23 protein-coding genes and 1 pseudogene are annotated in these 26,620 nt (G+C 42.6%); 14 read left to right on the top strand and 10 right to left on the bottom strand.

Annotated elements, in window-relative coordinates; translation table 11 throughout:
* Positions 1-29 precede the first annotated feature (29 nt).
* From BBEV_RS10400 to BBEV_RS10390, 3 genes are all read right to left on the bottom strand, one after another.
* Positions 30-1,985 (bottom strand): TRAP transporter permease, encoded by a 1,956-nt coding sequence (locus tag BBEV_RS10400; RefSeq protein WP_069365408.1) that lies wholly within the window; start codon positions 1,983-1,985, stop codon positions 30-32.
* 293 nt (positions 1,986-2,278) lie between these two features.
* Positions 2,279-3,256: a TAXI family TRAP transporter solute-binding subunit gene (locus BBEV_RS10395; RefSeq protein WP_069365407.1), complete on the bottom strand. Its 978-nt coding sequence runs from the start codon at positions 3,254-3,256 to the stop codon at positions 2,279-2,281.
* A gap of 278 nt (positions 3,257-3,534) precedes the next feature.
* Positions 3,535-4,902 carry an MATE family efflux transporter gene (locus BBEV_RS10390; RefSeq protein ID WP_069365406.1) on the bottom strand — a complete coding sequence of 456 codons (1,368 nt, stop codon included), beginning with the start codon at positions 4,900-4,902 and terminating at the stop codon, positions 3,535-3,537.
* Between the two features lie 140 nt (positions 4,903-5,042).
* Between BBEV_RS10390 and BBEV_RS10385 the strand changes: the two genes are divergently transcribed.
* The 4 genes from BBEV_RS10385 (at position 5,043) to BBEV_RS10370 (ending at position 10,044) form a co-directional block, all read left to right on the top strand.
* Positions 5,043-5,912 (top strand): helix-turn-helix domain-containing protein, encoded by an 870-nt coding sequence (locus BBEV_RS10385; protein ID WP_069365399.1) that lies wholly within the window; start codon positions 5,043-5,045, stop codon positions 5,910-5,912.
* Positions 5,913-6,455: 543 nt separating this feature from the next.
* On the top strand, positions 6,456-7,781 hold the full coding sequence (locus tag BBEV_RS10380) for a sugar ABC transporter substrate-binding protein (RefSeq protein ID WP_069365397.1): 1,326 nt from the start codon (positions 6,456-6,458) through the stop codon (positions 7,779-7,781).
* Positions 7,782-7,854: 73 nt separating this feature from the next.
* Entirely contained in the window at positions 7,855-9,165 is a 1,311-nt protein-coding gene (locus tag BBEV_RS10375; protein ID WP_069365396.1) for a sugar ABC transporter permease, read from the top strand.
* 36 nt (positions 9,166-9,201) lie between these two features.
* Positions 9,202-10,044 (top strand): sugar ABC transporter permease, encoded by an 843-nt coding sequence (locus tag BBEV_RS10370; RefSeq protein ID WP_069366707.1) that lies wholly within the window; start codon positions 9,202-9,204, stop codon positions 10,042-10,044.
* A gap of 11 nt (positions 10,045-10,055) precedes the next feature.
* Here the strand turns inward: BBEV_RS10370 and BBEV_RS10365 are convergent, their stop codons facing one another.
* Positions 10,056-11,735, bottom strand: coding sequence for an IS1182 family transposase (locus BBEV_RS10365; protein WP_232318323.1), 1,680 nt, complete (start codon positions 11,733-11,735; stop codon positions 10,056-10,058).
* 399 nt (positions 11,736-12,134) lie between these two features.
* Here BBEV_RS10365 and BBEV_RS10360 point away from each other — a divergent pair, with 399 nt between their 5' ends.
* The 5 genes from BBEV_RS10360 to BBEV_RS10340 all read left to right on the top strand — a co-directional run bounded on the left by BBEV_RS10360 (position 12,135) and on the right by BBEV_RS10340 (position 15,961).
* Positions 12,135-13,181, top strand: coding sequence for a LacI family DNA-binding transcriptional regulator (locus tag BBEV_RS10360; protein ID WP_069365395.1), 1,047 nt, complete (start codon positions 12,135-12,137; stop codon positions 13,179-13,181).
* A 226-nt stretch (positions 13,182-13,407) separates the two neighbouring features.
* Positions 13,408-14,508, top strand: coding sequence for an AI-2E family transporter (locus BBEV_RS10355; protein ID WP_232318152.1), 1,101 nt, complete (start codon positions 13,408-13,410; stop codon positions 14,506-14,508).
* 69 nt (positions 14,509-14,577) lie between these two features.
* Entirely contained in the window at positions 14,578-14,964 is a 387-nt protein-coding gene (locus BBEV_RS10350) for a rhodanese-like domain-containing protein (RefSeq protein ID WP_069365393.1), read from the top strand.
* A 132-nt stretch (positions 14,965-15,096) separates the two neighbouring features.
* The gene (locus BBEV_RS10345; RefSeq protein WP_069365392.1) at positions 15,097-15,369 is read left to right on the top strand and encodes a hypothetical protein; all 273 of its coding nucleotides are present in this window, start codon (positions 15,097-15,099) and stop codon (positions 15,367-15,369) included.
* Between the two features lie 127 nt (positions 15,370-15,496).
* Positions 15,497-15,961, top strand: a complete 465-nt coding sequence (locus tag BBEV_RS10340) for a BsuPI-related putative proteinase inhibitor (RefSeq protein WP_069365391.1) — start codon at positions 15,497-15,499, stop codon at positions 15,959-15,961.
* A 60-nt stretch (positions 15,962-16,021) separates the two neighbouring features.
* On the opposite strand, the gene BBEV_RS17615 is transcribed toward BBEV_RS10340, so the two are convergent.
* The 5 genes from BBEV_RS17615 to BBEV_RS10315 all read right to left on the bottom strand — a co-directional run bounded on the left by BBEV_RS17615 (position 16,022) and on the right by BBEV_RS10315 (position 19,049).
* The gene (locus BBEV_RS17615) at positions 16,022-16,285 is read right to left on the bottom strand and encodes a DEAD/DEAH box helicase (protein ID WP_198154983.1); all 264 of its coding nucleotides are present in this window, start codon (positions 16,283-16,285) and stop codon (positions 16,022-16,024) included.
* Between the two features lie 2 nt (positions 16,286-16,287).
* Positions 16,288-17,325: a DEAD/DEAH box helicase gene (locus BBEV_RS10330; RefSeq protein ID WP_069365403.1), complete on the bottom strand. Its 1,038-nt coding sequence runs from the start codon at positions 17,323-17,325 to the stop codon at positions 16,288-16,290.
* Entirely contained in the window at positions 17,291-18,127 is an 837-nt protein-coding gene (locus tag BBEV_RS10325; protein WP_069365402.1) for an SNF2 helicase-associated domain-containing protein, read from the bottom strand. Before BBEV_RS10325 ends, BBEV_RS10330 begins: the two co-directional genes overlap by 35 nt.
* Before the next feature lie 125 nt (positions 18,128-18,252).
* Positions 18,253-18,678, bottom strand: a complete 426-nt coding sequence (locus BBEV_RS10320) for a hypothetical protein (protein WP_157100962.1) — start codon at positions 18,676-18,678, stop codon at positions 18,253-18,255.
* A 98-nt stretch (positions 18,679-18,776) separates the two neighbouring features.
* Complete coding sequence (locus BBEV_RS10315; RefSeq protein WP_157100961.1) at positions 18,777-19,049, bottom strand: hypothetical protein; 273 nt, start codon at positions 19,047-19,049, stop codon at positions 18,777-18,779.
* Positions 19,050-19,786: 737 nt separating this feature from the next.
* On the opposite strand from BBEV_RS10315, the gene BBEV_RS10310 reads away from it, so the two are divergent.
* Positions 19,787-20,056 carry a NifU N-terminal domain-containing protein gene (locus tag BBEV_RS10310; protein WP_069365388.1) on the top strand — a complete coding sequence of 90 codons (270 nt, stop codon included), beginning with the start codon at positions 19,787-19,789 and terminating at the stop codon, positions 20,054-20,056.
* A gap of 49 nt (positions 20,057-20,105) precedes the next feature.
* Here BBEV_RS10310 and BBEV_RS10305 read toward each other — a convergent pair.
* A pseudogene (locus tag BBEV_RS10305) lies at positions 20,106-21,475 on the bottom strand (MATE family efflux transporter).
* A 140-nt stretch (positions 21,476-21,615) separates the two neighbouring features.
* On the opposite strand from BBEV_RS10305, the gene BBEV_RS10300 reads away from it, so the two are divergent.
* The 4 genes from BBEV_RS10300 (at position 21,616) to BBEV_RS10280 (ending at position 26,619) form a co-directional block, all read left to right on the top strand.
* The gene (locus tag BBEV_RS10300; protein WP_069365399.1) at positions 21,616-22,485 is read left to right on the top strand and encodes a helix-turn-helix domain-containing protein; all 870 of its coding nucleotides are present in this window, start codon (positions 21,616-21,618) and stop codon (positions 22,483-22,485) included.
* Positions 22,486-23,029: 544 nt separating this feature from the next.
* A complete protein-coding gene (locus BBEV_RS10290) occupies positions 23,030-24,355 on the top strand; it encodes a sugar ABC transporter substrate-binding protein (protein ID WP_069365397.1) in 1,326 nt (441 codons plus the stop codon).
* Positions 24,356-24,429: 74 nt separating this feature from the next.
* Positions 24,430-25,740 carry a sugar ABC transporter permease gene (locus BBEV_RS10285; protein WP_069365396.1) on the top strand — a complete coding sequence of 437 codons (1,311 nt, stop codon included), beginning with the start codon at positions 24,430-24,432 and terminating at the stop codon, positions 25,738-25,740.
* A 36-nt stretch (positions 25,741-25,776) separates the two neighbouring features.
* Positions 25,777-26,619, top strand: a complete 843-nt coding sequence (locus tag BBEV_RS10280) for a sugar ABC transporter permease (RefSeq protein ID WP_069366707.1) — start codon at positions 25,777-25,779, stop codon at positions 26,617-26,619.
* The last annotated feature ends 1 nt before the right edge of the window (position 26,620 follow it).

Raw genomic sequence — 26,620 nt, 5'->3', positions numbered from 1 at the left:
TTTGATGCAGTCACCCCTTTTTAAATTTGTTACCCTTCGATTTTCTTTTTCCGTTTCAGCTGAACGATAATGATCAGAACAAACAAGGTAAATCCGATTCCTTCGAGAAGTATATTCTCAGGCATGATCAACAGAATTCCGGCTATGAGCAGGAACAGCCGTTCATACCATTTAAACGAATAAACAAAGTAATTCATCATAACGGCACTGATGGCGGCCATGCCCAGAATGGATGTGACTAACAAGAAGGCAACAGTCGAGACATCTGCATCCACAAGAAGCAGTGCCGGATTATAGACGAAGACATACGGTATGATAAACCCGGCGATGGCGAGCTTGAAGGCGGTGACACCCGCCTTCATCGGGTTTGCCTTGGCGATCCCGGCCCCGGCGTATGCAGCCAGACAGACAGGCGGTGTGATATCAGCGACGATACCAAAATAGAATACAAAGAAATGCGCAGATATCTCAGGCACTCCAAAAGCAATCAAGGCTGGAGCGGCCATCGATGCCGTGACAACATAGTTAGCGGTCGTTGGCAGACCCATACCTAAGAGAATGCACGCAATCATCGTGAAGAACAGCAGCAGGAACAGGCTGTCCCCGGCAAGACCCAGGAGTCCTCCGGCAATTTTGCCGCCGAGACCAGTGAACACGACAATCCCGACAATGATCCCGGCACTGGCACATGCTGCAATAACCGGAAGTGCAACCCGCGCACCTTCTTCGAGGGCATTAATGATCACCCTCGGGCCCATGCGGGTTTCTTTTTTGAAGAAACTGACAGCGAAGGCTGTCGCGATTCCACCCAAAGCAGCGTACATCGGCGTTCTGCCGTCTACAAGCATGGAAATAATGACAACCAGCGGCAGCAATAGATAGGAATTCTTCAATAAGCCCTTAGCGGAGGGCAGTTCTTCTTTAGGAAGCCCCGTGATTCCAAATCGTTTTGCTTCAAAATGAGTTCCCATAAATACGCCCGTAAAGTACAGCAACGCCGGGATGATCCCGATAATGATGATATCACTGTAACTGACACTTGATACATATTCGGCCATGATAAAGGCTGCGGCACCCATGATTGGGGGCATAATTTGTCCACCTGTTGAGGCAGAAGCTTCAGCTGCTGCTGAAAACTCCGGTCTGAAGCCGGCCCGTTTCATCATCGGAATCGTAAAGGAACCTGATGCAACCGTATTGGCAACAGAACTTCCTGTGACAGTTCCTTGCATGGCTGATGCAGCCACGGCTGCTTTTGCAGTCCCACCGGTGAAGCGACCGGTGGCGCCAAAAGCCAGATCGTTAAAATACTGGCCTACACCGGTTTTTGTCAACATTACACCGAAGAAAAGAAACAAAAAGATGTACTGAGATGAAATCTGAATCGGTGTACCAAAGATCGCATCGGATGAGTAAAAGAGTCGCCTTGATAACTGGGACCAATCAAAGCCGCCGTGACCAAAGTAAGGAATGTTCGTACCAAACATCCCATAAATGATTGCCAATGTTGCAATAACCACAATCGGCACTCCTACAGCTCTGCGAGTGGCTTCGAGTAGCAATACGATCCCGATGGTTGCGATGATAATGTCAAAGGTTGTAAATCCGAGGACGCGGGCTCCCCCGGTGATCCAGTCGTACCGGAAGATGATGTAATAAACAGAACCCATGGACAAAAAAGCCAGAAGCACATCATACCATGGGACGCCTCTTTTCTTTTGTCCTCCTGCCTTTGCAGGATACAAAAGAAAGATCAGACCCAGACCAGTACCCAGATGGACAGCCCCTTGAAGAAGCGATACAAGAGGTCCGCCGCTTAATGGCATTGCACGCCAAAGATGAAATATGGTTAATGAGATGGCCAAAAAGGAAATGACCCAAGCCCATTTTCCTGGAAATTGCCGAAAGGAGGATTCTTTATCGTATTTTGCAAGCATCTCCTGTTTTTCTTTTTCCGTTAGAAACTCTTCTTTGTTTTCAGACATTTGTCTCACCTCGCTGATAGACTCATTTAACGATAAGGCATCACAAAAAGTTATGTCATGCCGTAATGATTATCTCCAATTCGCTGATTCATCCACGAAAGCCCAGGATAAAATAAGTAATTAAATTTCCTGTGTTTTCGTCGATCTTCTGCAAATGGATTGATGCAGAGGAATTTCAGTCGAATATCATTTTAATCATAAAAGAAGCGGAATCACAATAGAAATTTATGGATCATAAGCGGATGAAAAAGCCGGACATATGAGTGTCCGGCTTTTTATCCAACTAAATTGCATCAGTCAAGCAATCCTTGTTCTTCGAAATAACGTTCTGCACCGGGGTGCATTGGAAGACCATTCGAACCATTCAAGGCATTCTCAAGAGTGAGATGAGCACCTTGTGCGTGGGAAACACTGTCGGCATTATCAAATAGTGCACGAGTGATTTCGTAACCAAGGTCTTCATCAATGGCGTCCGTTGACCCTACGAGTATTGCGTAAGCTGTAATTGCTTGAACATCTTCTTCAAGAAAGTCATAAGAGTCAGCAGGGATATCCATCGCTTCATAGCCACTGTTTTCCTCTATATAAGATAGCCCTTCGTCCGTCAATGAAACCATTTTGACATCCTGTTGAAGTGACAGTTCTTCAATGCTTCCTGCAGGAAGACCAAGAAGACCGAAAGAAGCATCGAGGTTTCCATCCTGAATTCGACCGGCTGCATCTCCGAATCCTTCTTCATAAGCATCATAGTCCCCATCTTCGAGTCCGTATGCTTCAAGAATCAGTCTCGCTGCAGCTTGTGTACCACTGCCTGGCGGTCCAATCGCAACGCGCATGCCTTCAAGATCTGCGATGGTGTCGATTCCGCTGTCTTCTGTTGTCACAATCTGCATGACTTCAGGGTAGATGTGACCCATAAATCCGAAGTTATCAATTTCAACGCCTTCAAAATCCCCATCACCAGTTAAAGCATCAAGTGCTGGTAAGTGTACGGTCATCCCCAGCTCAAATTCACCCTGGGCAATATTGGACAGGTTATCGACGGACGCACCAGATGAGACGGCACTGACATCAAATCCGTCATACCCCTCCACATTAGCGTTGATGACGTTTGCCATTTCCGTACCGAGAGGGTAATATGTACCCCCAGTGCTTCCTGTGCCGAGCTGAAGACTTCCTACATCCGCTGTGTCGTTGTCATTTCCACAAGCGCCGAGAAGCAGTGCTCCTGCTGCAGCGATGGAAATAAGACCTGTTACTTTTTTGTTCATTATGAATCCCCCTTTTTCCGCTTTTCTTTAAAATACCAATATTCGCATAAAAAATGATTGATATTCTATTACATTTAATCAAAAAACTCAAAAGATGTCAAAAATAAAATTTTTATTTCATGAAACGAAATATTTTATCAATCAACAGGACCCTTTCAAATCAAGGGGGGGGAGGGGAAGTCACCATTGATGTAAGAGTGGATTTTCTCTGATAAATCTTCTGACAACAGTTTTCAATAACAGATTTACAATGAATAAATATACATTTAATTCATTCATTATGATGATTTTCTTTCTTCCGTTTGGATGAATGACATGCTGCGCCATTTTCCTGAGCGCCACCTTCCAAGCATGAGTAATCCCCGTAACCATTCATCCAGGATCATCGCAATCCATATGCCGATGAGGCCAAGTCCCAGCCAAATTCCCGCAAAATAACTGACGGTGACCGCCACGCCCCACATGGATAAAATGCCAACATATACAGGAAAGCGGACATCACCTGCAGCGCGCAATGCATTGATGATGATTAAGTTAAATGCTCTGCCGGGTTCCAATATAATGGTTAGAATTAACAAGACGCCACCCATTTGAATAATTTCCTGGTTTGAAGTGAAGATCCCGAAAAGTTGATCACTGAAGATCGTGAAGATGGATGCGACAAACACAGACACCCCGATTCCGGTAGCAAGACTTCTAAGCGCCCGTTTGTATGCTTCATCAAATCTTTTCTCACCGATCATATGACCAATCAGGATTTGTGTACCCTGACCGATAGCAATCGAAAATAAAAATGCAAACATGACAATATTCAAGGTATAAACACGGGTTGTTAGAGCAACAGTCCCCATGGATGCAATATAATAGGTGATCACCATCTGAGAAGCATTATAGGATAAATGCTCTCCAGCAGTCGGGATGCCAATTCTGAATAAATCAGCGAGTTCTTTTTTCGGAAATGAACGGAATGTTTTGGACCAGGGTAAATCTCCTTTAACGCGCCAGTAAAGTGTAATGAAGAGTACGATGGTTCCAAGCGTTCTGCTGAAAGCCGTACTGATGGCAACGCCGGTTGCTCCAAGTTCAGGAGCTCCAAAGGCACCAAAAATAAAGACGAAATTCCCGAACACATTCAATACGTTCATTCCTAAAGTGACATACATCGCATCTCTGGTGAATCCGTGACTTTTGACAACTGCAGATAAGGTCATGATCAATGCCTGTACAAAAGCAAAACCGCCGACGATTCGCAGATAAATCAGTGCTGTGTCCATGAGCTCTACCGGCAGATTCATCATGATTAAAATGGATTCGCCGAAGAAAAACAGCACGGCACTTAATACAAGTCCCATGATGATATTGGCGACAATGGAGACGACTGCAATAATTCCTGCATTTTCAAATCTCTTGGCCCCGAGGTTTTGTGCAATCAAGATGGTTGTCCCTGTTGCAACAAAGCCGAACATCACGATGATCACGCTCATGATTTGATTTGAAACACCCACAGCGGCAACGGAATCATCGTCATATTGACTAAGCATCAATGTGTCGGCATTACCCATCAGCATATGTAACAGAATTTCAATAAATATCGGCCAAGTGATCGCAAACAACGTCATATTTGCAGCGGTTTGTTTTTTACTCATTGGATACACCTTCAGTTTGAATTTCGATTTGATGAAAAGAATTAGTAAGCGTGCCTTTTCATCTTATCCGATAGTATAATGACATGAAAGGTACGATATCGAATCGTTTTGTACAAAAACGATCTGGAGGGAAGTGCGAAATGAATTATATAACATCTGATATACCACCAATTCCGGTTTTTATTAAAGGAAACTATGGACTTTTCCGAGAAGGGACGGTGCATTTCAAACGTCAATTTGACGTATTTGATTTAATCTATGTCTTTTCTGGGACACTTTATATGAAAGAAAATGATCAAATACTCACCATTCATGCAGGTGAGTATGCCATTTTGACCCCTGGAAAAACGCACGAGGGCGTCAAGCCTTGCGAAGAGGATACACATATAGCATGGATTCATTTTGAATTTCCGTTGTCATTCAGCGTGACGGGTGAGTCATTAAGTGGCTGGTCGGATATTTTGACATCAGCTGCTACGTATACAGAACCTGAACGTTATCAACTTCGGTTACCTGTTCACAGTCAAGTAACCATAAGAGAAGTATTTGAATCTAAACTTTCAGATCTCTTTGAACGAAATGAAAGTAGCGATGTCGCAGTGCGTATGAGGCAGCAAACCTTATTCTTTGACGTTCTTCTTGAATTGCAGCAACAGGTAATCACACTTCCTTCAGCAGCACAGGAGGTTGCTGAGCAGTCGATTGTATTTATCAGACAGCACTACAAGGACAATCAATTGTCAGTGAAAAAAATGGCTTCAATACTGTTATTTCATCCAGATTATATTTCCAGATCCATTAAAAAAGTGACGGGATTAACGGCTGTTCAGTACATGAATCAGGTGAGGATCAATCATGCCAAGAGGCTGCTTCATGAGGGAATCCACGATTTATCTACCGTTTCTGTTGCCTGTGGCTTTAGCGATTCAGCTTACTTTTCAAGGGTGTTTAAACGGTCGGAGGGAATCAGTCCCGGACAATACCGAAGAATGAACAGGGTGTCGCCCTGAATACAGAGCGATGAAACCTATGGAAATCCTGTTTTCATTTTCACAAAAGTGCAACCGATTGCTCGTGGGCGAAGAGGGTGCTTTCATTCAAACGGTGCACACTAAGGGAGTGCTGCTTATACAGAATGAATTTGCCCTTAACGATTAAAGGCATTAAATCCAGGGGTGACTCTTATGACATGTAATTCTTTATGTTATCGATTATTAAGTTGTAAAACCTTCATGGATTCCGGCTGATGCTGAAGGTGTGAAGATCGGTAAGCGAAGCTTCATCTGTTCAAGTTCAGATTCTATGATGAAACCGAAAAAACTATAAAATAATTTCGTAAAAAGGGTTGCTATTTTTTTGGTGTGAATAGTATAATAAACTCATAAGCGATGCAAACGATTTCACTAAGCGTGTCGCATTTCTTTTGCATTGCTGGTGCAACCGATTGTCTTGCGTTGGAGTGTCCGTATGTATGAGTGGAACTAGCCATGCGGATCCTGTTTTGCCTGAAAATCGGCAGCTACCATATTAAACAATTTTAAGGGGGAAACACCATGTTTAAAAGTAAGCCATTTTTACGTTCTTTAACTGTTGTCTCTGCATTGTCTGTTGGTCTTGTCGCTTGTGGTAATAATGATGACAACGCAAACAATGAAACACCGGCCAACGATCCAGGAAACAACAACAACGAAACAAACGAAGCCAATAACAATGAAGGAAATGAAACAGCAGAAGCGGATGAGCCTGAAAAGCCGGATGAGCTGACAATTTGGGTCAATGACGAAGATGCCCAGCTTGATGCCCATGAAGATATGGCTGAAGCATTCGAATCAGAGTACGGAATCGCTGTAAACATTACACCTTATTCCATGCTTGAACAGACAGAAGGAATGTCCTTGGACGGTCCAGCAGGACAAGGTCCTGACCTCTTCTTCCAGCCACACGACCGTATGGGTGACATATACGACCAAGGTTTGGCACTTGATCTTGATCTGACTGAAGACCAGGAGTCCAGACTTGCAGAATATAATCAAGAAGCTGTAACTTCTTTCAGTTATGAAGGTGAACAGTTCGGTATTCCTGCTGTCGTTGAAACCTATGCATTGTTCCGTAATACGGATCTCGTTCCGGATGCACCGGAAACAATGGACGAATTGATGGATGTTGCACGTGACCTGACTGACGGCGAAACTTATGGATTTTTGATGGAAGCAACAAACTTCTACTTCAGCTATCCATTCCTGACAGCTCCTGGTGGCTATGTATTTGGACAGGATGATGACGGTGTCTATGACCCGGATGATATCGGTCTTGCTTCAGAAGGCGCTGTTGAAGGTGCCGAAATCATTCAAAGCTGGTTCGAAGAAGACCTGATGCCAACCGGTATCGACGGTGATATCATGAACGGGCTCTTCACAGATGGTCAAGCAGGCATGGTCGTAACCGGTCCGTGGTCAATTCCTGATTATGAGGAAGCTTTAGGGGACAGCCTGGAAATTTCACCACTTCCTGAAATGAACGGCGAGCGCTTGAGTTCGTTTTCCGGTAACAAAGGCTGGCTCGTGAATTATTATTCCGAAAATCCTTACTGGGCAACAGAATTAGCATTATTCCTGACTAATGCTGAGAATTCTGAAATGTATTTCGAAGTGGCCGGTGAGCTTCCTGCTCATACAGCTGTAGAAATCGATGATGAGTTTATGGCACCGATTTTCGAGCAGACTCAGTATTCTGAGCCTATGCCGAACATTCCGGCTATGTCACAGGTTTGGGAGCCGATTGGAGATGCCCTCCAGTTCGTTTCTGATGGTGACGATGCAGAGGATGTTCTGCAAGAAGCAGTGGATCAAATTCATGAGCAAGTTCAAATGATGCAGTAATAAATGGCATGTAAAGGTCGGATCAGAGGTTATCCCCTCTGATCCCCCTTTTTTTAAGTGAGGAGGAGAAGGAATGGCTGCGGATAAGAAAATCAGTCAGGATGATCTTTTGGTTCATCCGAAACATAACCCGAAAGTTGCGGCTTTGTTATCAATTGTTCCAGGGATGGGTCAAATTTATAACAAGCGCTATATGAAAGGAACCGTCCTGTTTATTCTCTTTGCTGCTTTTCTTGTTGCGATGTTTGATTTTATCACAACGGGACTGCAGGGACTCGTAACACTGGGGACAGAGCCACGAGTTGATGATTCCCGGGTGTTTTTAAGTAATGGTATACTGTCATTGATATTTGCTGTTTTTTTCTTAAGCATGTACGGTATTTCCATTCAGGATGCACATAAAGACGCGAAGAGAATACAATTAGGCTGGAAAGTACCTGGAATGAGAGAAGGATTTAAAAATTCCTGGGACAACAGTTTCCCTTACATCATCATTGCTCCAGGATTGACACTGTTAATTTTTGTCGTCGTATTTCCATTAATGTTTATGATGTTTCTTGCTTTCACAAACCTCTCCCCGAATAACCAGCCGCCAAGGCATTTATTGGAATGGGTCGGTTTTGAGAACTTCGTGAACTTATTTGCCCTTGATATTTGGCGTAATACATTTGTCAACGTATTGTCCTGGACATTAATCTGGACATTCGTGGCAACGACATTGCAAATCGCTTTGGCAATGTTCTTGGCAATCATTGTGAACGATCCCCGGATCAGATTCAAAAAATTGATTCGAACCGTATTTATTTTGCCATGGGCCGTACCGGCATTTGTAACGATTATTATTTTCTCCGCTCTATTTAATGATAATTTTGGTGCAATCAATACACAAATTCTTATTCCGTTGTTTGGGGAAGGACTGCCCTGGCTTCAGAATGCCTTGTACACAAGGATTGCTCTGATCATGATTCAAGTCTGGCTGGGATTCCCGTTTGTCTATGCGCTGTTTACAGGTGTGCTGCAAAGTATTTCATCAGATTGGTATGAAGCTGCGGATATTGATGGAGCCAGCCGCTGGCAGAAATTTACCAATATCACTTTCCCGCATTTGATGTTTGCGACTGGCCCACTATTAATCATGCAGTATTCATTTAACTTCAATAATTTTAATATTATTTACCTGTTCAATCAGGGGGGGCCTCCTGTGCGAAACCAGGTTGCAGGGGGTTCGGATATTCTGATTTCCTGGGTATACAGTTTAACGTTTGAGACCGGACAGATTGCCATGGCAGCAGCGATCTCCATCATACTTGGATTAATGGTTGCAACCTTTGCTTTCTTCCAGTTCCGTCGTTCACGATCCTTTAAAGAGGAGGGGACATTTTAGATGAGTGATACTAGTGTAAAAAAAGAAAGAAAACCAATGAGTAAAAGAAATAAGAATATTCTTGAGCTCACGGTGTTGTACACGATCATAGGGATTATGTTTATTATCATTTTTTATCCCCTCGTGTGGGCATTCGGAATGTCTTTAAACGAAGGATCAAGTTTATATGGTTCGAGTATTATACCTGAGAATCCATCTTTTGAGCATTATATCTGGTTGTTTACGGACCCGCGAAGTAATTACCTGATTTGGTATCAGAATACGTTGGTTGTCGCAGTGACAACATCCGTAGTGGCAACTTTTATTGTCGGTTTAACGGCTTATGCCTTTTCACGTTACCGGTTCGTAGGAAGAAAGAATGGTCTCTATGCTTTCTTGCTTCTGCAAATGTTTCCAGTATTGATGGCGATGGTTGCACTTTACATTCTCCTCAATACGGTTGGTTTGCTGGACAGTCTGGTAGGTTTGATATTGATCTATATCGGCGGTGCAATACCGATGAATGCTTTTCTGGTCAAAGGGTATTTTGACACGATTCCCCGGGAGTTGGATGAATCGGCGAAGATAGATGGAGCAAGTCATTTCAGGATCTTCTTTTCTATCATGCTTCCTTTGGCTAAGCCGATTCTTGCGGTAGTCGCATTATTTAACTTCATGGCACCATTCATGGACTTTATCCTGCCGCGAATCGTACTGAGAAGTCCGGAGAATTTCACATTGGCTTTAGGACTGTTCAACTTTGTTAACGACCAGTTTGCGAACAACTTCACCCGTTTTGCTGCGGGTTCGATCCTGATAGCCGTTCCAATCGCGGCGGTCTATCTCTTCTTACAGCGCTACTTAATCAGTGGCCTGACAGCAGGTGCAACAAAGGGTTAATGAGTATTGGCTCAAAGAGGGAGAGGCTGGGACAAAAAGCCTTGAATGATCAAAATACGCTTCCGATTATCATAAATTGATAGTCGGAAGCGTTTTGTCTGTTGATACAAATATAAAAAACAGTATAACGCAGTGTACTTTCTCAAGTTCACTGCCATGAGTGCAAAACCCATTTCTTTTTTCACTTTGTCTTTGCCTCTCACCGACATTCTGGTGAAATGCAAATTGGCCTTCAGAAATCCAAAAACTGGTTCGACATCGACTTTACGTCTGCCATAAATCGCGCCAGTTTCTTCTTCCGAAAGCAGTTGACGAATATGCTCTTTTTGCAGCTCCCATTTTTCATTGTAATAAACCTTACGGTTTTTGCCTTCTTTCGCTTTTGTGCAACTGGCCCGTAAGGGACAGCCCGTGCAGTCTTCACTTTCATAGACCTTGAATGTTCGTTCGAATCCTGCGCGATCGGTTCGTTTGGATACATAGCGAAAGGTGACTTTTTTGCCGTTTGGACAGAGAAAATAGTCTTGATCCTGATTGTAATTCCAATTCATCACATGGTAGCGATCGGTTTTGAATGACCGTTTCTTTTCTTTTCGGTACATACTATACGTGATCAGTGGTGTGCTTGATAGACGGTTCAAAAAAATATCCTCATAATTTTGTTCGCTTCCGTATCCGGCGTCCCCAACAATATAGTCAGGCAGTGAAAAGTACCGTCTCTCGATGGTATCCAGAAATGGAATCAGGGTTCGTGTGTCAGTCGGATTTGGATAGATGTCATAAGCGAGCGTATATTGTCCTTCCGTTGCAATCTGGAGATTGTAACCGGCTTTCAGTTGGCCATTTTTCATATAGTCATCTTTCATTCTCATAAACGTGGCATCATGATCGGTTTTCGAGTAACTGTTACGATCACCCAGGATCGCGAGATCCTTCTCATAACGTGCTTTACGTTCGATGAAATCCTGAAATTTTTTACGCTTTTCTTTCGGCTTTTTCCGCTCTGATCTCAGTCTTTTTCTTTCCTTCGCATCATCATTCTCTTCGATTTGCTTGTCGTAATCCTGAACGGTCTGGTCCAACTCTTCATGAACTTTATTCAGCTCATCATCCGTTAAGGCTTCCTGATCTTCCAGTTCAATCGCAGGAATGATTTCCTGTTCAATCAGTTCATCATAGATCGCATTTGATTTCGTAACGATATCATGATGATACCGTTGCACGGATTTTTTCCATACGAACGTGAATTTATTCGCGTTGGCTTCGATCTTTGTACCATCAATAAAAATTGCTTCGTTATCAATTGCTTCTTCCTGAACCAGTCGGCTTCTGAATTGCACAAAACACTGACGTAAGAGCTCTTCAACGTCGGGATGTACTCTGAATCGATTGATCGTCCGGTAGGTCGGCGCGTGTCCTTGTGCCAGCCACATCATTCGAATACTGTCCTGCAATAAGGCTTCAATTTTCCGTCCAGAAAAAGTCGATTGAGTATACGCACAGAGAATCACCTTCATCATCATTTTCGGATGATAAGAAGGGCGACCCTGACTTTTATAAAAAGCTTCAAAAGCTTCTTCAGGTATCGATTCAACCAGGTCATTCACTGCAAAAGCGACATCATTTTTTTGTAATTGAAGCGATAAATCCATCGGCAAAACGAGCTGATTCATGTTATAATCGAGAAACATAAGGATACCTCCGGTTTTGTTATGACTTGGTCGTTCTAACTTAATCCGAAGGTATCCTTTTTTTATGTAAAAATCAAGACCTGACGGTCTTTCAATGCAGTTGATTGTCAAAAATACATGAGACGCCTGCGGGAAAAGCAAGAGCTGAAGATCCACCGGCGGTGGTTTTCCGACGGTTAGCTGAAGCCTTGCCCGCGGCAAGCGATTGTATTTTTGCACAATCAACCCTTCTATACAGAAAACCCACACCGTTTGGTGTGGGCCTCTTTATTTACTGGGTTTTGTCCCAGCCTCTTGTGCATCATGACAGTTGATTCATATGCGGTATAGGCGTATTATTAAATGATAATAATTTTGTAAGAAATGTTCGATAAATGCTTGAAGGGAGAGTGTATGAGGATGACTGTAACGATCAAAGACGTGGCTAAAGCAGCAAATGTAGCCCCTTCTACGGTATCCCGTGTGATAGCCAATAGCCCAAGAATCAGTGAAAGAACAAAGGAAATTGTCCGTGGTGCCATGAAAGAACTGGGGTATCACCCGAATTTTAATGCGAGAAGTCTGGCGAATAAAAGCACAAATACTATCGGTATTGTCATGCCGAATTCTGCCAACAAGACGTTTCAGAATCCCTTTTTCCCTGAAGTAATCCGGGGGATCAGCTCGAAAGCTCACCAGGTGGAATATGGTTTGTATCTTTCCACAGGTCAGTCTGAAGACGAAATTTTTGAAGAAGTGCAGCATATGGTCCAGGGCAAACGGGTAGACGGAATTATTCTGTTGTACTCCAGGGTCGATGACAGGGTTATGAACTATCTCTATGAACAAAAGTTTCCCTTCACGGTCATCGGCCGTCCATATGATGTTCGAAAGCGGGAAATCACTTATGTGAATAATGATAATTATAAGGCCTCTAAAACGGTTACGGAATATTTACTCCTTCTGGGTCACAAAAATATTGCCTTCATCGGTGGAAACCTTGATTTCGTTGTTACTGTGGACCACATGGAGGGTTACCGGAAAGCACTTTACAATGCGGGTATCGAACTGAAAGATGACTACATTGTGTTCCATGAAGAGTTACAGGAAGGCGGACAGGAAGCGGTTATTGATTTGATGAGTCTTTCTGAACCTCCAACGGCTATGATTGTTGCAGATGATATTATGACATTTGGTGTCATGCGTATGCTTTCAGAAATGGAAATGCGGGTTCCTGATGATGTTTCCATTATCAGCTTCAATAATGTTATGATCTCAGAGTTGTCATCACCTCCAATGACGACAGTAGATATTCACATTTACAATTTGGGTTATGAAGCCTGTAATCTGCTGATTGATTTAATTCATCACCCGGATACTGGTGCAAAGCAGGTTTTGATTCCACATAAAATGATCAAGCGACAAACAACACAGAAAATCATTGGAAAGATTTCATCCAGTCAATGACGCCTCTGTCCTGAATATTTTCTCAGGGCAGTTTTTTCTTACCTTTAGAAATCTATAGTTCAATGAGCAACCTAAATGGCATGATAACCTACGGTTTTCGCGAGTATGAACTGGGCATAAACCCAAATATTTGATGATAAAAACAGATCTTAATAAATGGTCAATTATGGTATACTGAGAATCATATCAGTGAAAGCGGGTGTTTTGTGTGCTTCAATCCAAAGTAGTGAAAAATTTGTTGATCATCCTGTTACTGTTATTGATCGTCCTCGTGGGGACGCAAGTATCCTGGATTTTCACACCATTGCAGGTAGCTTTTCAAACAATGTTTTTACCGTTTCTGCTTGCAGGCGTATTGTTCTATCTGATCAGACCCGTAGTCAATCTGCTTGAAAAATATAAGGTTCCTCGAGTTGTATCCATTTTACTGATATACATAGCCGGCATTGGCCTTGTTACGTTTATTGTTTTTTTGATCGGACCTACATTGCAGCGCCAGACCATGAATCTTATTGATAATGCGCCCATGCTGTTTGAGGAAGTTCGGAAGGTAATTGTCAATTTGGAGAGTAATCAATGGATCGAAGATAACTTTCAGCCGACTGACAATTTTTCCATTGAGGATTTAACCGAAAATATTGCTGAAAATTTGTCGACAGCATTTGATTTCATCGGCAGCAACATAGCCGGTTTTATTGGAGCCGTTACGAGTTTTATATTGGTTATCGTTGTTTTACCATTCATCCTGTTTTTTCTCCTGAAGGACGGGGATAAGGCTCCCGATCAGGTGCTTAGATTTTTGCCTGAGAAGCAGCAGGTTGAAGGCCGACGGATTCTCAGTGATATGGATGACAAATTAAGTTCCTATATCCAAGGACAATTAATCGTCAGCCTGTTTGTCGGAACATTGATGTTCATTGCTTATCTGATTATTGGTGTTGATTACTCGTTAATATTGGCGCTGGTGGCGATGGTAACCAATGTTGTTCCATTTGTCGGGCCATGGATTGGTACCATTCCTGCTGTTATAGTGGCAGTGATTGATTCATGGGTATCGATGTTATGGGTTATCGTGGCGATCATCATCGTCCAACAGATTGAGAGTAACCTGATTTCACCAAATGTTATGGGCAAGAAATTAAAGGTTCATCCATTAACGATCATCGTTTTGATTCTTGTTGCTGGTCGGTTTGGCGGGTTAATCGGTTTGATTATTGCTGTTCCGCTTTATGCAGTCACAAAAGTCGTTGTTTCGCATACGTATCGTCTATTGCAACTTAGAAAGAAAGTGGATGAAGAATTGAATCATCCTGATTCACAAGAGTAGGGGTTTACTTTTTATACCCATTAGGGTATTATAGGTGTATAAAGAAAACAATACTACGAGGTGATAAACATGAGTTATGAAATGCAGGGTGTCAAACAGATATCCAACGATGAATTAAAAGAAGTGTTGAAGACAGTATCAAACGAGGCGATGGTGATTGATGTCAGAGAGCCTGAAGAATTTAATGCAGGCCACATTCCGGATATACATTTGCTTCCCATGCAGGAAATTCCTGAAATGATCGAGGGATTTGATCCTGAAAAAGAATATATTTTTATCTGCCGCAGTGGAAATCGTTCTCAGAATGTGGCAATGTACCTGAAGCAGCATGGGCTTTCAAATATTACAAATGTTGAAGGTGGCATGATGTTCTGGGATGGTGACGTGAATCGGGGGATTGAGAATCGCATACAATCGGTTGAAACGTTAAAACAGGCGGTTAATCAACAATTATGATATATGGACAGGGTGCGCAGCTATAATGCATCCTGTTTTTTATTTGAAAACTGCCCATTCAAGACCGAGTTTAGTATATAACTATACCGGCAATAGAAAAGCAAGTAGCAGATCTTGAAAAGGAGGCAGTAAATGATGAAAAAATCGATCGTTTCAAGTTTGCTGGTAGCAGGTGTTGCAGCAACAGCTTGTTTTCTTGGCAAAGACGAGAATCGTGTGAAAGTGAATCAGTTATTAAACGAGGGCCGGGCTAAATTACTGAATGAAACGGCGTCGGATTATAAATCATATCTTTATGAAAAAACAGGCCATCCTCATGAAGATGATTTGGAAGATCAGAATATGGTTGACGAAGGAGCGGTTTATGCTGTGCAGTATTATGATGAAAAATATAAACAAAAATAAATAAACCATAGAGCCGCTCTGACATATCAGAGCGGTTTTCTTTGCAAATTGATAAATTTACCATTTTTTCTGAGTGTTGAAACCTGGTTCAATTTTCAACGACAAAGTAATAAAGGGGGAACTGATGATGATTAAGGGGATGTGCGTACTGATCGGGCTGATATTAATTTCAGCAGGATGTGGCGAAGGAAATCAACTGAATGACAGTAATGAAGAATCTGGCGATCGTGAAGAACACGAAGACCAGGAAGAAATGAACGTGGATGTTCAGGCAGAAGAAATAGAGGGTGGACTTGAAATCATGATCACTCTTGATAATAAATCAGATCAGAGTAAAACAGTGACATTCATGTCGGGTCATCAATTTGATCTCAGGATTTCACGGCACGGCGAAATGCTCTATGATTTTGCGGAAGATATGATGTTTACTCAAGCCATTATCGAAGAGACGATTGAACCTGGGGAAGCGTTGATCTTCTCAGACACCTGGGGAGGCTATGAGGAAGATACCGGGGAGGTGACGATTCAGGTGAAAGTTTTGGCTGAAGAACTTGAGGAGGCCAATGCAACAGAGTCACTCACATATCCATAAAAAAGAAACAATACCCGCATGACGCTTATTGGGATGCTCCCTATAAGCATGTGGGTATTGTCATTTGTAGGTGAAAAGTTCTTTAATCGCTTGAAGGTCAAGATTCCACAGGGGAAGCGGGCGACCGCTCAATAAAGCTTCCTGGAGGTCACCTTTTTTTTCGATCAAGTCGTGGATTCTTTCTTCTATGGTCCCTTTTGCAGTTAACGTATGAATATCGACATCCTTTGTTTGACCGATCCGATGCACACGGTCTGTCGCTTGATTTTCAACGGCCGGGTTCCACCAGCGATCGAAATGGAGCACTGCTGATGCTTCCGTCAAATTTAAACCAAAGCCGCCGGCCTGAGGGAGATAACGATATAGGGAATCTCCGGGTCTGTTTTGAATGAATGAATCATTTTTTTTCGGTTTGCTGCTGTGAGGCCGCCGTGAAGAAAAGGAATTTGATTTTTCCCACCATGGACAAGGTGATAATCCTGAAAGAGCTGACCAATATAGCGGAATTGTGTGAATATGATGGCTTTGCGATGCTCTGATTCCCAGGTTCGTAGAAGAGACTGGGCATAATCCCATTTTTGCGATCTTCCTGATTGAAATCGGCTATATCCTGACTCTTTTTTTAATTGAGCGGGATGATTGCAAATTTGTTTCAATTTCATCATGGTTTTGAATATCCTTACGCGTTGCTCTGATTCAGTGCCATCTTCGAGTGTATCCATCAATTCTTCGACGCAGGCTTTGTAGAGGGATTGCTGCTCAAATGACAGGCTGATGGTGTGGTGATGAATATTTCGTTGAGGTAACTGAAGATCATCCTGCACTTCTTCTTTGGTTCGTCTGAGTATAACTGGTCTGATCTGCTCTTTTAACGCATCTATGCCAAGGTTTTGAAGGGATTGTCCAAATTCATTCCGGTCTCCAAGATAGCCAGGGTTTAAGAGATTCAGAAGGCTCCAGATTTCATCAGGATGATTCTCGACAGGTGTACCACTTAGCGCTATGGCATGCCGGCTTGTCAATCGGCCTGCTGTTTTTCGCTGGCGGGTATGTATATTTTTAATTTTCTGAGCTTCATCATAAACAATTGCTGACCAGACATGATGAAGAAAAAGATCCTCATCTCTTACAGCAGTGGAGTAAGAAACAATGGTAAAGCCGGTTTTTTCTGCTTTGAAGAAAGCTGAGCGTCTTTTTGAAACAGGTCCCTGATGAAGAAGGATTGTGTGTTCAGGAAATGCTTCCGATAATTCCTGCTCCCAATGATGTAAAAGGGTTGACGGACAAAGAATTAAAAACGATGAATCGGGCTCCTCCTCTTGGACATGGTCAAAATAACTGATAACCTGTTTGGTTTTTTCCAAGGCCCATGTCATCCGCCAACAACGCCCCGACGCTGATGGAGCGCATACTGAGAAGCCAGCGAACACCTTCGATCTGATAGTCTCTTAACACGGTTTTCCACTCAGATTTTAATTGGTTTGTCGTAACATGTTTTACCTGTGCGAATAAATCGTTCAGTTGAATTTGAAACGAATGCATATCTTCGTCGACTTCACTATGTTCTTGCTTCAAACCTTGAAAGAGCAAACTTTGTGTTGGATCAGGTATGGTATCAATATGATCAATCAGTTTCTTTGCGCTTTGTAAATCCCACACATACCAGGATTCGTTCAGTTGGATCAGTGATCGTTCTTCTGAAACAAATTTTCGGAATAGTCCTTCTTCAATTTCCTGATCATCGAGAAGCAACTTCCAGTCTGTACTGCTTGATACCCAGGATGATTGACGTTCAAGATCGGCTGAGGGGAGTGATAGTTTCACAGCAGGCGTTTGTGGACTGTGGATTGATCTTGGCAACCATACTTCAACACCAGCTGCTTTACACTCAGGAACTGTACATTGAATAAAATGTTCCGCTTCCAAAGAGGTTAATTCAACAGGTTCATTGGCTGTTGCAGAGAATTCAGTGTCTGAAGGTAAATGACAATTGACAAGTTCAAACTGGCAGTTCAGCCAATTCATGAGCTCAGAACGAAAAGGGTGTTCTCCAGTTAAAAAAGCATCGAGTGACACGCGTTTATCTGATTGAAGTTCATGAATCATGCCATGAATCAACCAGGTTTCATCCGATGATTGAGCAGGCTCATGGAGTATCAATTCCAACTGGAAGACTTCACTTTCCTGATCTCCCGCAATAATGTATTTGGCAAGTTCATAAAATGGGGGGAGGGAGTGTTACGTTTTGTGTCTCGCCTTCACTGAGCTTGCTGGACCAGTGTTTAATGACTTCATGACCTGCGTACAAATGAAGCTGATCCAAGTGTATTTTTCTGCTTTTCTTTAACCAGTGAGGCACTCATCAGTGCGTCTGTAATCCAGTGCGTCCATGGGGCATGCTCTTCTGATACTGTATGTTGTTTACGGTCTTTGAGATAATGAATGTATGCCGGGTAATCTTCGGGATCGCCAGTGAATGCCCATGAACCTTCTGGCGTTGGTATGAGATCACTCTCCCAAATAGAACGGATAACGTTAAACCAGCCCGAGAAGGAGAAATGAACATCCGGGTGTATAAAGGCGTTAAGTAATTGATTTATGGAAAGTCCGATTCCGTAACGGGTTTGATCCCAGCATTGATAGGGGATCACAGGCAACGAGAGACCATACCACGAATGTTTGTCGTATTTACATAGCAGCTGTTTTAACTGGAGCACATTTTCTTTTTCATGGGTTTCTTTGAATATCTTCTGTATCTCCTGAAACGGGAACAATCATAAATTGAGGAGGCTGATGGTCAATATCGAATATAAGTTCAACGTGTATAATGGCGAATGACCTCCCTGAAACCTTTTAATTTTGAAAACCGATGATTCAAAACACTCAGTACCGATTGAAATTCTTCGTGATTCAAACAGCCATTCAATTGATCAAGGTAGAAAGCAGCCATAAGATAATGTTCCCTGGAGCGCATCTCCACATGCCATTCGATCGTATGAATGAGCAGCGGTGTGGCCATTTCCGGAGCCGTGATGATAAACGAATGCATGAACTGCTTCTCTTCTCGGGTTATCGTTGTTTGAGTCATCGTAAACTTATACCAAAAGTGCTTCACCTTCTTTGAAAGCATGATGAAAATCGAGCAAAGAAATAAGGTGCGTTTGGCACCGGTTTTGATGAATTTGTTTTGACAAAGCGTGAATTGCTTTATCTTTCAGAAGCTGTTTCTGTTCTTCTGATAAAGTGACATAAAATGATTCATACCGTCCTTTTATGAGGTCTGACCAGCCAATGGTTCAAAAAGGTTTCGGGGTTTTCAGATTGATTAAGCGCTGTGGTTTTGTTTTTCTCAGAGAGAACAGCAGTGTCAGTCAGATCGTTGAAAAGTTTTTCAAAACGTTTTTTTGATAATGCGAAAATCCCGGCGTGGAGCAAGGTTTTCTTCAATGCTCTTTTTCAAGGTTGAGGAAACGAGGATCTTCATCGGAAAGCATTGAGCGAAGGTTAGTATACATTTGTTCATCACTTATTGCGTATTGTCCCATGAAATGATGGTTTCAGTTGGCGTTAGGGGTAGTTTACGTTCTGTCATCTGCATCCCTCACCTTATTACGGTTAGCGTGTCGTTGCATTTTGATCTGCTTTTGGAAAGTTTACGTTTTCTGAAAGATTGAAGTACCAGTGTAACAAAGGCTGTCACTATTGACTTTGAGAAGTACGTCTTCTTTAATTGTATTAAAACATCGGAGTATTCACAATTTCTTTACCAAATGATTCATAGCATGTTAGTATTAAACGTAGATTGACTACTAGGAGGGATTCATGATGGCAATTGAAGTACGCGGCGAGCCTACACCAAATCCAAACGCAATGAAATTCACAGCAAATCAGGTTTTGTTTGAAGGATCTGGCAGTGCCTCGTTTAAAAAGAACGAAGAGACAGACCATCCCCTGGCGAAAGAACTGCTGGCTCTGGATGGCGTTGACAATATTTTCGGCTTTCAGGATTTTGTAACGGTCAACAAGGAGCCCGGTGCAGACTGGGATGCGTTGCTGCCTAAAATCCAGGAAGTTTTTGAGAAAGTCTACGAGTAAGTACATCTAATGGAATCGATTCATACTAAATATACATTTAATTCATTCATTATGATGATTTTCTTTCTTCCGTTTGGATGAATGACATGCTGCGCCATTTTCCTGAGCGCCACCTTCCAAGCATGAGTAATCCCCGTAACCATTCATCCAGGATCATCGCAATCCATATGCCGATGAGGCCAAGTCCCAGCCAAATTCCCGCAAAAAAACTGACGGTGACCGCCACGCCCCACATGGATAAAATGCCAAACATATACAGGAAAGCGGACATCACCTGCAGCGCGCAATGCATTGATGATGATTAAGTTAAATGCTCTTGCCGGGTTCCAATATAATGGTTAGAATTAACAAGACGCCACCCATTTGAATAATTTCCTGGTTTGAAGTGAAGATCCCGAAAAGTTGATCACTGAAGATCGTGAAGATGGATGCGACAAACACAGACACCCCGATTCCGGTAGCAAGACTTCTAAGCGCCCGTTTGTATGCTTCATCAAATCTTTTCTCACCGATCATATGACCAATCAGGATTTGTGTACCCTGACCGATAGCAATCGAAAATAAAAATGCAAACATGACAATATTCAAGGTATAAACACGGGTTGTTAGAGCAACAGTCCCCATGGATGCAATATAATAGGTGATCACCATCTGAGAAGCATTATAGGATAAATGCTCTCCAGCAGTCGGGATGCCAATTCTGAATAAATCAGCGAGTTCTTTTTTCGGAAATGAACGGAATGTTTTGGACCAGGGTAAATCTCCTTTAACGCGCCAGTAAAGTGTAATGAAGAGTACGATGGTTCCAAGCGTTCTGCTGAAAGCCGTACTGATGGCAACGCCGGTTGCTCCAAGTTCAGGAGCTCCAAGGCACCAAAAATAAAGACGAAATTCCCGAACACATTCAATACGTTCATTCCTAAAGTGACATACATCGCATCTCTGGTGAATCCGTGACTTTTGACAACTGCAGATAAGGTCATGATCAATGCCTGTACAAAAGCAAAACCGCCGACGATTCGCAGATAAATCAGTGCTGTGTCCATGAGCCTTACCGGCAGATTCATCATGATTAAAATGGATTCGCCGAAGAAAAACAGCACGGCACTTAATAACAAGTCCCATGATGATATTGGCGACAATGGAGACGACTGCAATAATTCCTGCATTTTCAAATCTCTTGGCCCCGAGGTTTTGTGCAATCAAGATGGTTGTCCCTGTTGCAACAAAGCCGAACATCACGATGATCACGCTCATGATTTGATTTGAAACACCCACAGCGGCAACGGAATCATCGTCATATTGACTAAGCATCAATGTGTCGGCATTACCCATCAGCATATGTAACAGAATTTCAATAAATATCGGCCAAGTGATCGCAAACAACGTCATATTTGCAGCGGTTTGTTTTTTACTCATTGGATACACCTTCAGTTTGAATTTCGATTTGATGAAAAGAATTAGTAAGCGTGCCTTTTCATCTTATCCGATAGTATAATGACATGAAAGGTACGATATCGAATCGTTTTGTACAAAAACGATCTGGAGGGAAGTGCGAAATGAATTATATAACATCTGATATACCACCAATTCCGGTTTTTATTAAAGGAAACTATGGACTTTTCCGAGAAGGGACGGTGCATTTCAAACGTCAATTTGACGTATTTGATTTAATCTATGTCTTTTCTGGGACACTTTATATGAAAGAAAATGATCAAATACTCACCATTCATGCAGGTGAGTATGCCATTTTGACCCCTGGAAAAACGCACGAGGGCGTCAAGCCTTGCGAAGAGGATACACATATAGCATGGATTCATTTTGAATTTCCGTTGTCATTCAGCGTGACGGGTGAGTCATTAAGTGGCTGGTCGGATATTTTGACATCAGCTGCTACGTATACAGAACCTGAACGTTATCAACTTCGGTTACCTGTTCACAGTCAAGTAACCATAAGAGAAGTATTTGAATCTAAACTTTCAGATCTCTTTGAACGAAATGAAAGTAGCGATGTCGCAGTGCGTATGAGGCAGCAAACCTTATTCTTTGACGTTCTTCTTGAATTGCAGCAACAGGTAATCACACTTCCTTCAGCAGCACAGGAGGTTGCTGAGCAGTCGATTGTATTTATCAGACAGCACTACAAGGACAATCAATTGTCAGTGAAAAAAATGGCTTCAATACTGTTATTTCATCCAGATTATATTTCCAGATCCATTAAAAAAGTGACGGGATTAACGGCTGTTCAGTACATGAATCAGGTGAGGATCAATCATGCCAAGAGGCTGCTTCATGAGGGAATCCACGATTTATCTACCGTTTCTGTTGCCTGTGGCTTTAGCGATTCAGCTTACTTTTCAAGGGTGTTTAAACGGTCGGAGGGAATCAGTCCCGGACAATACCGAAGAATGAACAGGGTGTCGCCCTGAATACAGAGCGATGAAACCTATGGAAATCCTGTTTTCATTTTCACAAAAGTGCAACCGATTGCTCGTGGGCGAAGAGGGTGCTTTCATTCAAACGGTGCACACTAAGGGAGTGCTGCTTATACAGAATGAATTTGCCCTTAACGATTAAAGGCATTAAATCCAGGGGTGACTCTTATGACATGTAATTCTTTATGTTATCGATTATTAAGTTGTAAAACCTTCATGGATTCCGGCTGATGCTGAAGGTGTGAAGATCGGTAAGCGAAGCTTCATCTGTTCAAGTTCAGATTCTATGATGAAACCGAAAAAACTATAAAATAATTTCGTAAAAAGGGTTGCTATTTTTTTTGGTGTGAATAGTATAATAAACTCATAAGCGATGCAAACGATTTCACTAAGCGTGTCGCATTTCTTTTGCATTGCTGGTGCAACCGATTGTCTTGCGTTGGAGTGTCCGTATGTATGAGTGGAACTAGCCATGCGGATCCTGTTTTGCCTGAAAATCGGCAGCTACCATATTAAACAATTTTAAGGGGGAAACACCATGTTTAAAAGTAAGCCATTTTTACGTTCTTTAACTGTTGTCTCTGCATTGTCTGTTGGTCTTGTCGCTTGTGGTAATAATGATGACAACGCAAACAATGAAACACCGGCCAACGATCCAGGAAACAACAACAACGAAACAAACGAAGCCAATAACAATGAAGGAAATGAAACAGCAGAAGCGGATGAGCCTGAAAAGCCGGATGAGCTGACAATTTGGGTCAATGACGAAGATGCCCAGCTTGATGCCCATGAAGATATGGCTGAAGCATTCGAATCAGAGTACGGAATCGCTGTAAACATTACACCTTATTCCATGCTTGAACAGACAGAAGGAATGTCCTTGGACGGTCCAGCAGGACAAGGTCCTGACCTCTTCTTCCAGCCACACGACCGTATGGGTGACATATACGACCAAGGTTTGGCACTTGATCTTGATCTGACTGAAGACCAGGAGTCCAGACTTGCAGAATATAATCAAGAAGCTGTAACTTCTTTCAGTTATGAAGGTGAACAGTTCGGTATTCCTGCTGTCGTTGAAACCTATGCATTGTTCCGTAATACGGATCTCGTTCCGGATGCACCGGAAACAATGGACGAATTGATGGATGTTGCACGTGACCTGACTGACGGCGAAACTTATGGATTTTTGATGGAAGCAACAAACTTCTACTTCAGCTATCCATTCCTGACAGCTCCTGGTGGCTATGTATTTGGACAGGATGATGACGGTGTCTATGACCCGGATGATATCGGTCTTGCTTCAGAAGGCGCTGTTGAAGGTGCCGAAATCATTCAAAGCTGGTTCGAAGAAGACCTGATGCCAACCGGTATCGACGGTGATATCATGAACGGGCTCTTCACAGATGGTCAAGCAGGCATGGTCGTAACCGGTCCGTGGTCAATTCCTGATTATGAGGAAGCTTTAGGGGACAGCCTGGAAATTTCACCACTTCCTGAAATGAACGGCGAGCGCTTGAGTTCGTTTTCCGGTAACAAAGGCTGGCTCGTGAATTATTATTCCGAAAATCCTTACTGGGCAACAGAATTAGCATTATTCCTGACTAATGCTGAGAATTCTGAAATGTATTTCGAAGTGGCCGGTGAGCTTCCTGCTCATACAGCTGTAGAAATCGATGATGAGTTTATGGCACCGATTTTCGAGCAGACTCAGTATTCTGAGCCTATGCCGAACATTCCGGCTATGTCACAGGTTTGGGAGCCGATTGGAGATGCCCTCCAGTTCGTTTCTGATGGTGACGATGCAGAGGATGTTCTGCAAGAAGCAGTGGATCAAATTCATGAGCAAGTTCAAATGATGCAGTAATAAATGGCATGTAAAGGTCGGATCAGAGGTTATCCCCTCTGATCCCCCCTTTTTTTAAGTGAGGAGGAGAAGGAATGGCTGCGGATAAGAAAATCAGTCAGGATGATCTTTTGGTTCATCCGAAACATAACCCGAAAGTTGCGGCTTTGTTATCAATTGTTCCAGGGATGGGTCAAATTTATAACAAGCGCTATATGAAAGGAACCGTCCTGTTTATTCTCTTTGCTGCTTTTCTTGTTGCGATGTTTGATTTTATCACAACGGGACTGCAGGGACTCGTAACACTGGGGACAGAGCCACGAGTTGATGATTCCCGGGTGTTTTTAAGTAATGGTATACTGTCATTGATATTTGCTGTTTTTTTCTTAAGCATGTACGGTATTTCCATTCAGGATGCACATAAAGACGCGAAGAGAATACAATTAGGCTGGAAAGTACCTGGAATGAGAGAAGGATTTAAAAATTCCTGGGACAACAGTTTCCCTTACATCATCATTGCTCCAGGATTGACACTGTTAATTTTTGTCGTCGTATTTCCATTAATGTTTATGATGTTTCTTGCTTTCACAAACCTCTCCCCGAATAACCAGCCGCCAAGGCATTTATTGGAATGGGTCGGTTTTGAGAACTTCGTGAACTTATTTGCCCTTGATATTTGGCGTAATACATTTGTCAACGTATTGTCCTGGACATTAATCTGGACATTCGTGGCAACGACATTGCAAATCGCTTTGGCAATGTTCTTGGCAATCATTGTGAACGATCCCCGGATCAGATTCAAAAAATTGATTCGAACCGTATTTATTTTGCCATGGGCCGTACCGGCATTTGTAACGATTATTATTTTCTCCGCTCTATTTAATGATAATTTTGGTGCAATCAATACACAAATTCTTATTCCGTTGTTTGGGGAAGGACTGCCCTGGCTTCAGAATGCCTTGTACACAAGGATTGCTCTGATCATGATTCAAGTCTGGCTGGGATTCCCGTTTGTCTATGCGCTGTTTACAGGTGTGCTGCAAAGTATTTCATCAGATTGGTATGAAGCTGCGGATATTGATGGAGCCAGCCGCTGGCAGAAATTTACCAATATCACTTTCCCGCATTTGATGTTTGCGACTGGCCCACTATTAATCATGCAGTATTCATTTAACTTCAATAATTTTAATATTATTTACCTGTTCAATCAGGGGGGGCCTCCTGTGCGAAACCAGGTTGCAGGGGGTTCGGATATTCTGATTTCCTGGGTATACAGTTTAACGTTTGAGACCGGACAGATTGCCATGGCAGCAGCGATCTCCATCATACTTGGATTAATGGTTGCAACCTTTGCTTTCTTCCAGTTCCGTCGTTCACGATCCTTTAAAGAGGAGGGGACATTTTAGATGAGTGATACTAGTGTAAAAAAAGAAAGAAAACCAATGAGTAAAAGAAATAAGAATATTCTTGAGCTCACGGTGTTGTACACGATCATAGGGATTATGTTTATTATCATTTTTTATCCCCTCGTGTGGGCATTCGGAATGTCTTTAAACGAAGGATCAAGTTTATATGGTTCGAGTATTATACCTGAGAATCCATCTTTTGAGCATTATATCTGGTTGTTTACGGACCCGCGAAGTAATTACCTGATTTGGTATCAGAATACGTTGGTTGTCGCAGTGACAACATCCGTAGTGGCAACTTTTATTGTCGGTTTAACGGCTTATGCCTTTTCACGTTACCGGTTCGTAGGAAGAAAGAATGGTCTCTATGCTTTCTTGCTTCTGCAAATGTTTCCAGTATTGATGGCGATGGTTGCACTTTACATTCTCCTCAATACGGTTGGTTTGCTGGACAGTCTGGTAGGTTTGATATTGATCTATATCGGCGGTGCAATACCGATGAATGCTTTTCTGGTCAAAGGGTATTTTGACACGATTCCCCGGGAGTTGGATGAATCGGCGAAGATAGATGGAGCAAGTCATTTCAGGATCTTCTTTTCTATCATGCTTCCTTTGGCTAAGCCGATTCTTGCGGTAGTCGCATTATTTAACTTCATGGCACCATTCATGGACTTTATCCTGCCGCGAATCGTACTGAGAAGTCCGGAGAATTTCACATTGGCTTTAGGACTGTTCAACTTTGTTAACGACCAGTTTGCGAACAACTTCACCCGTTTTGCTGCGGGTTCGATCCTGATAGCCGTTCCAATCGCGGCGGTCTATCTCTTCTTACAGCGCTACTTAATCAGTGGCCTGACAGCAGGTGCAACAAAGGGTTAAT

This window comes from Salisediminibacterium beveridgei, assembly GCF_001721685.1.
In the GTDB taxonomy this organism is placed as follows: Bacteria; Bacillota; Bacilli; order Bacillales; family Salisediminibacteriaceae; genus Salisediminibacterium; species Salisediminibacterium beveridgei.
The sequence above is the reverse complement of the archived record's forward strand: the minus strand, read 5'-3'. Positions and strand labels throughout refer to the sequence as shown.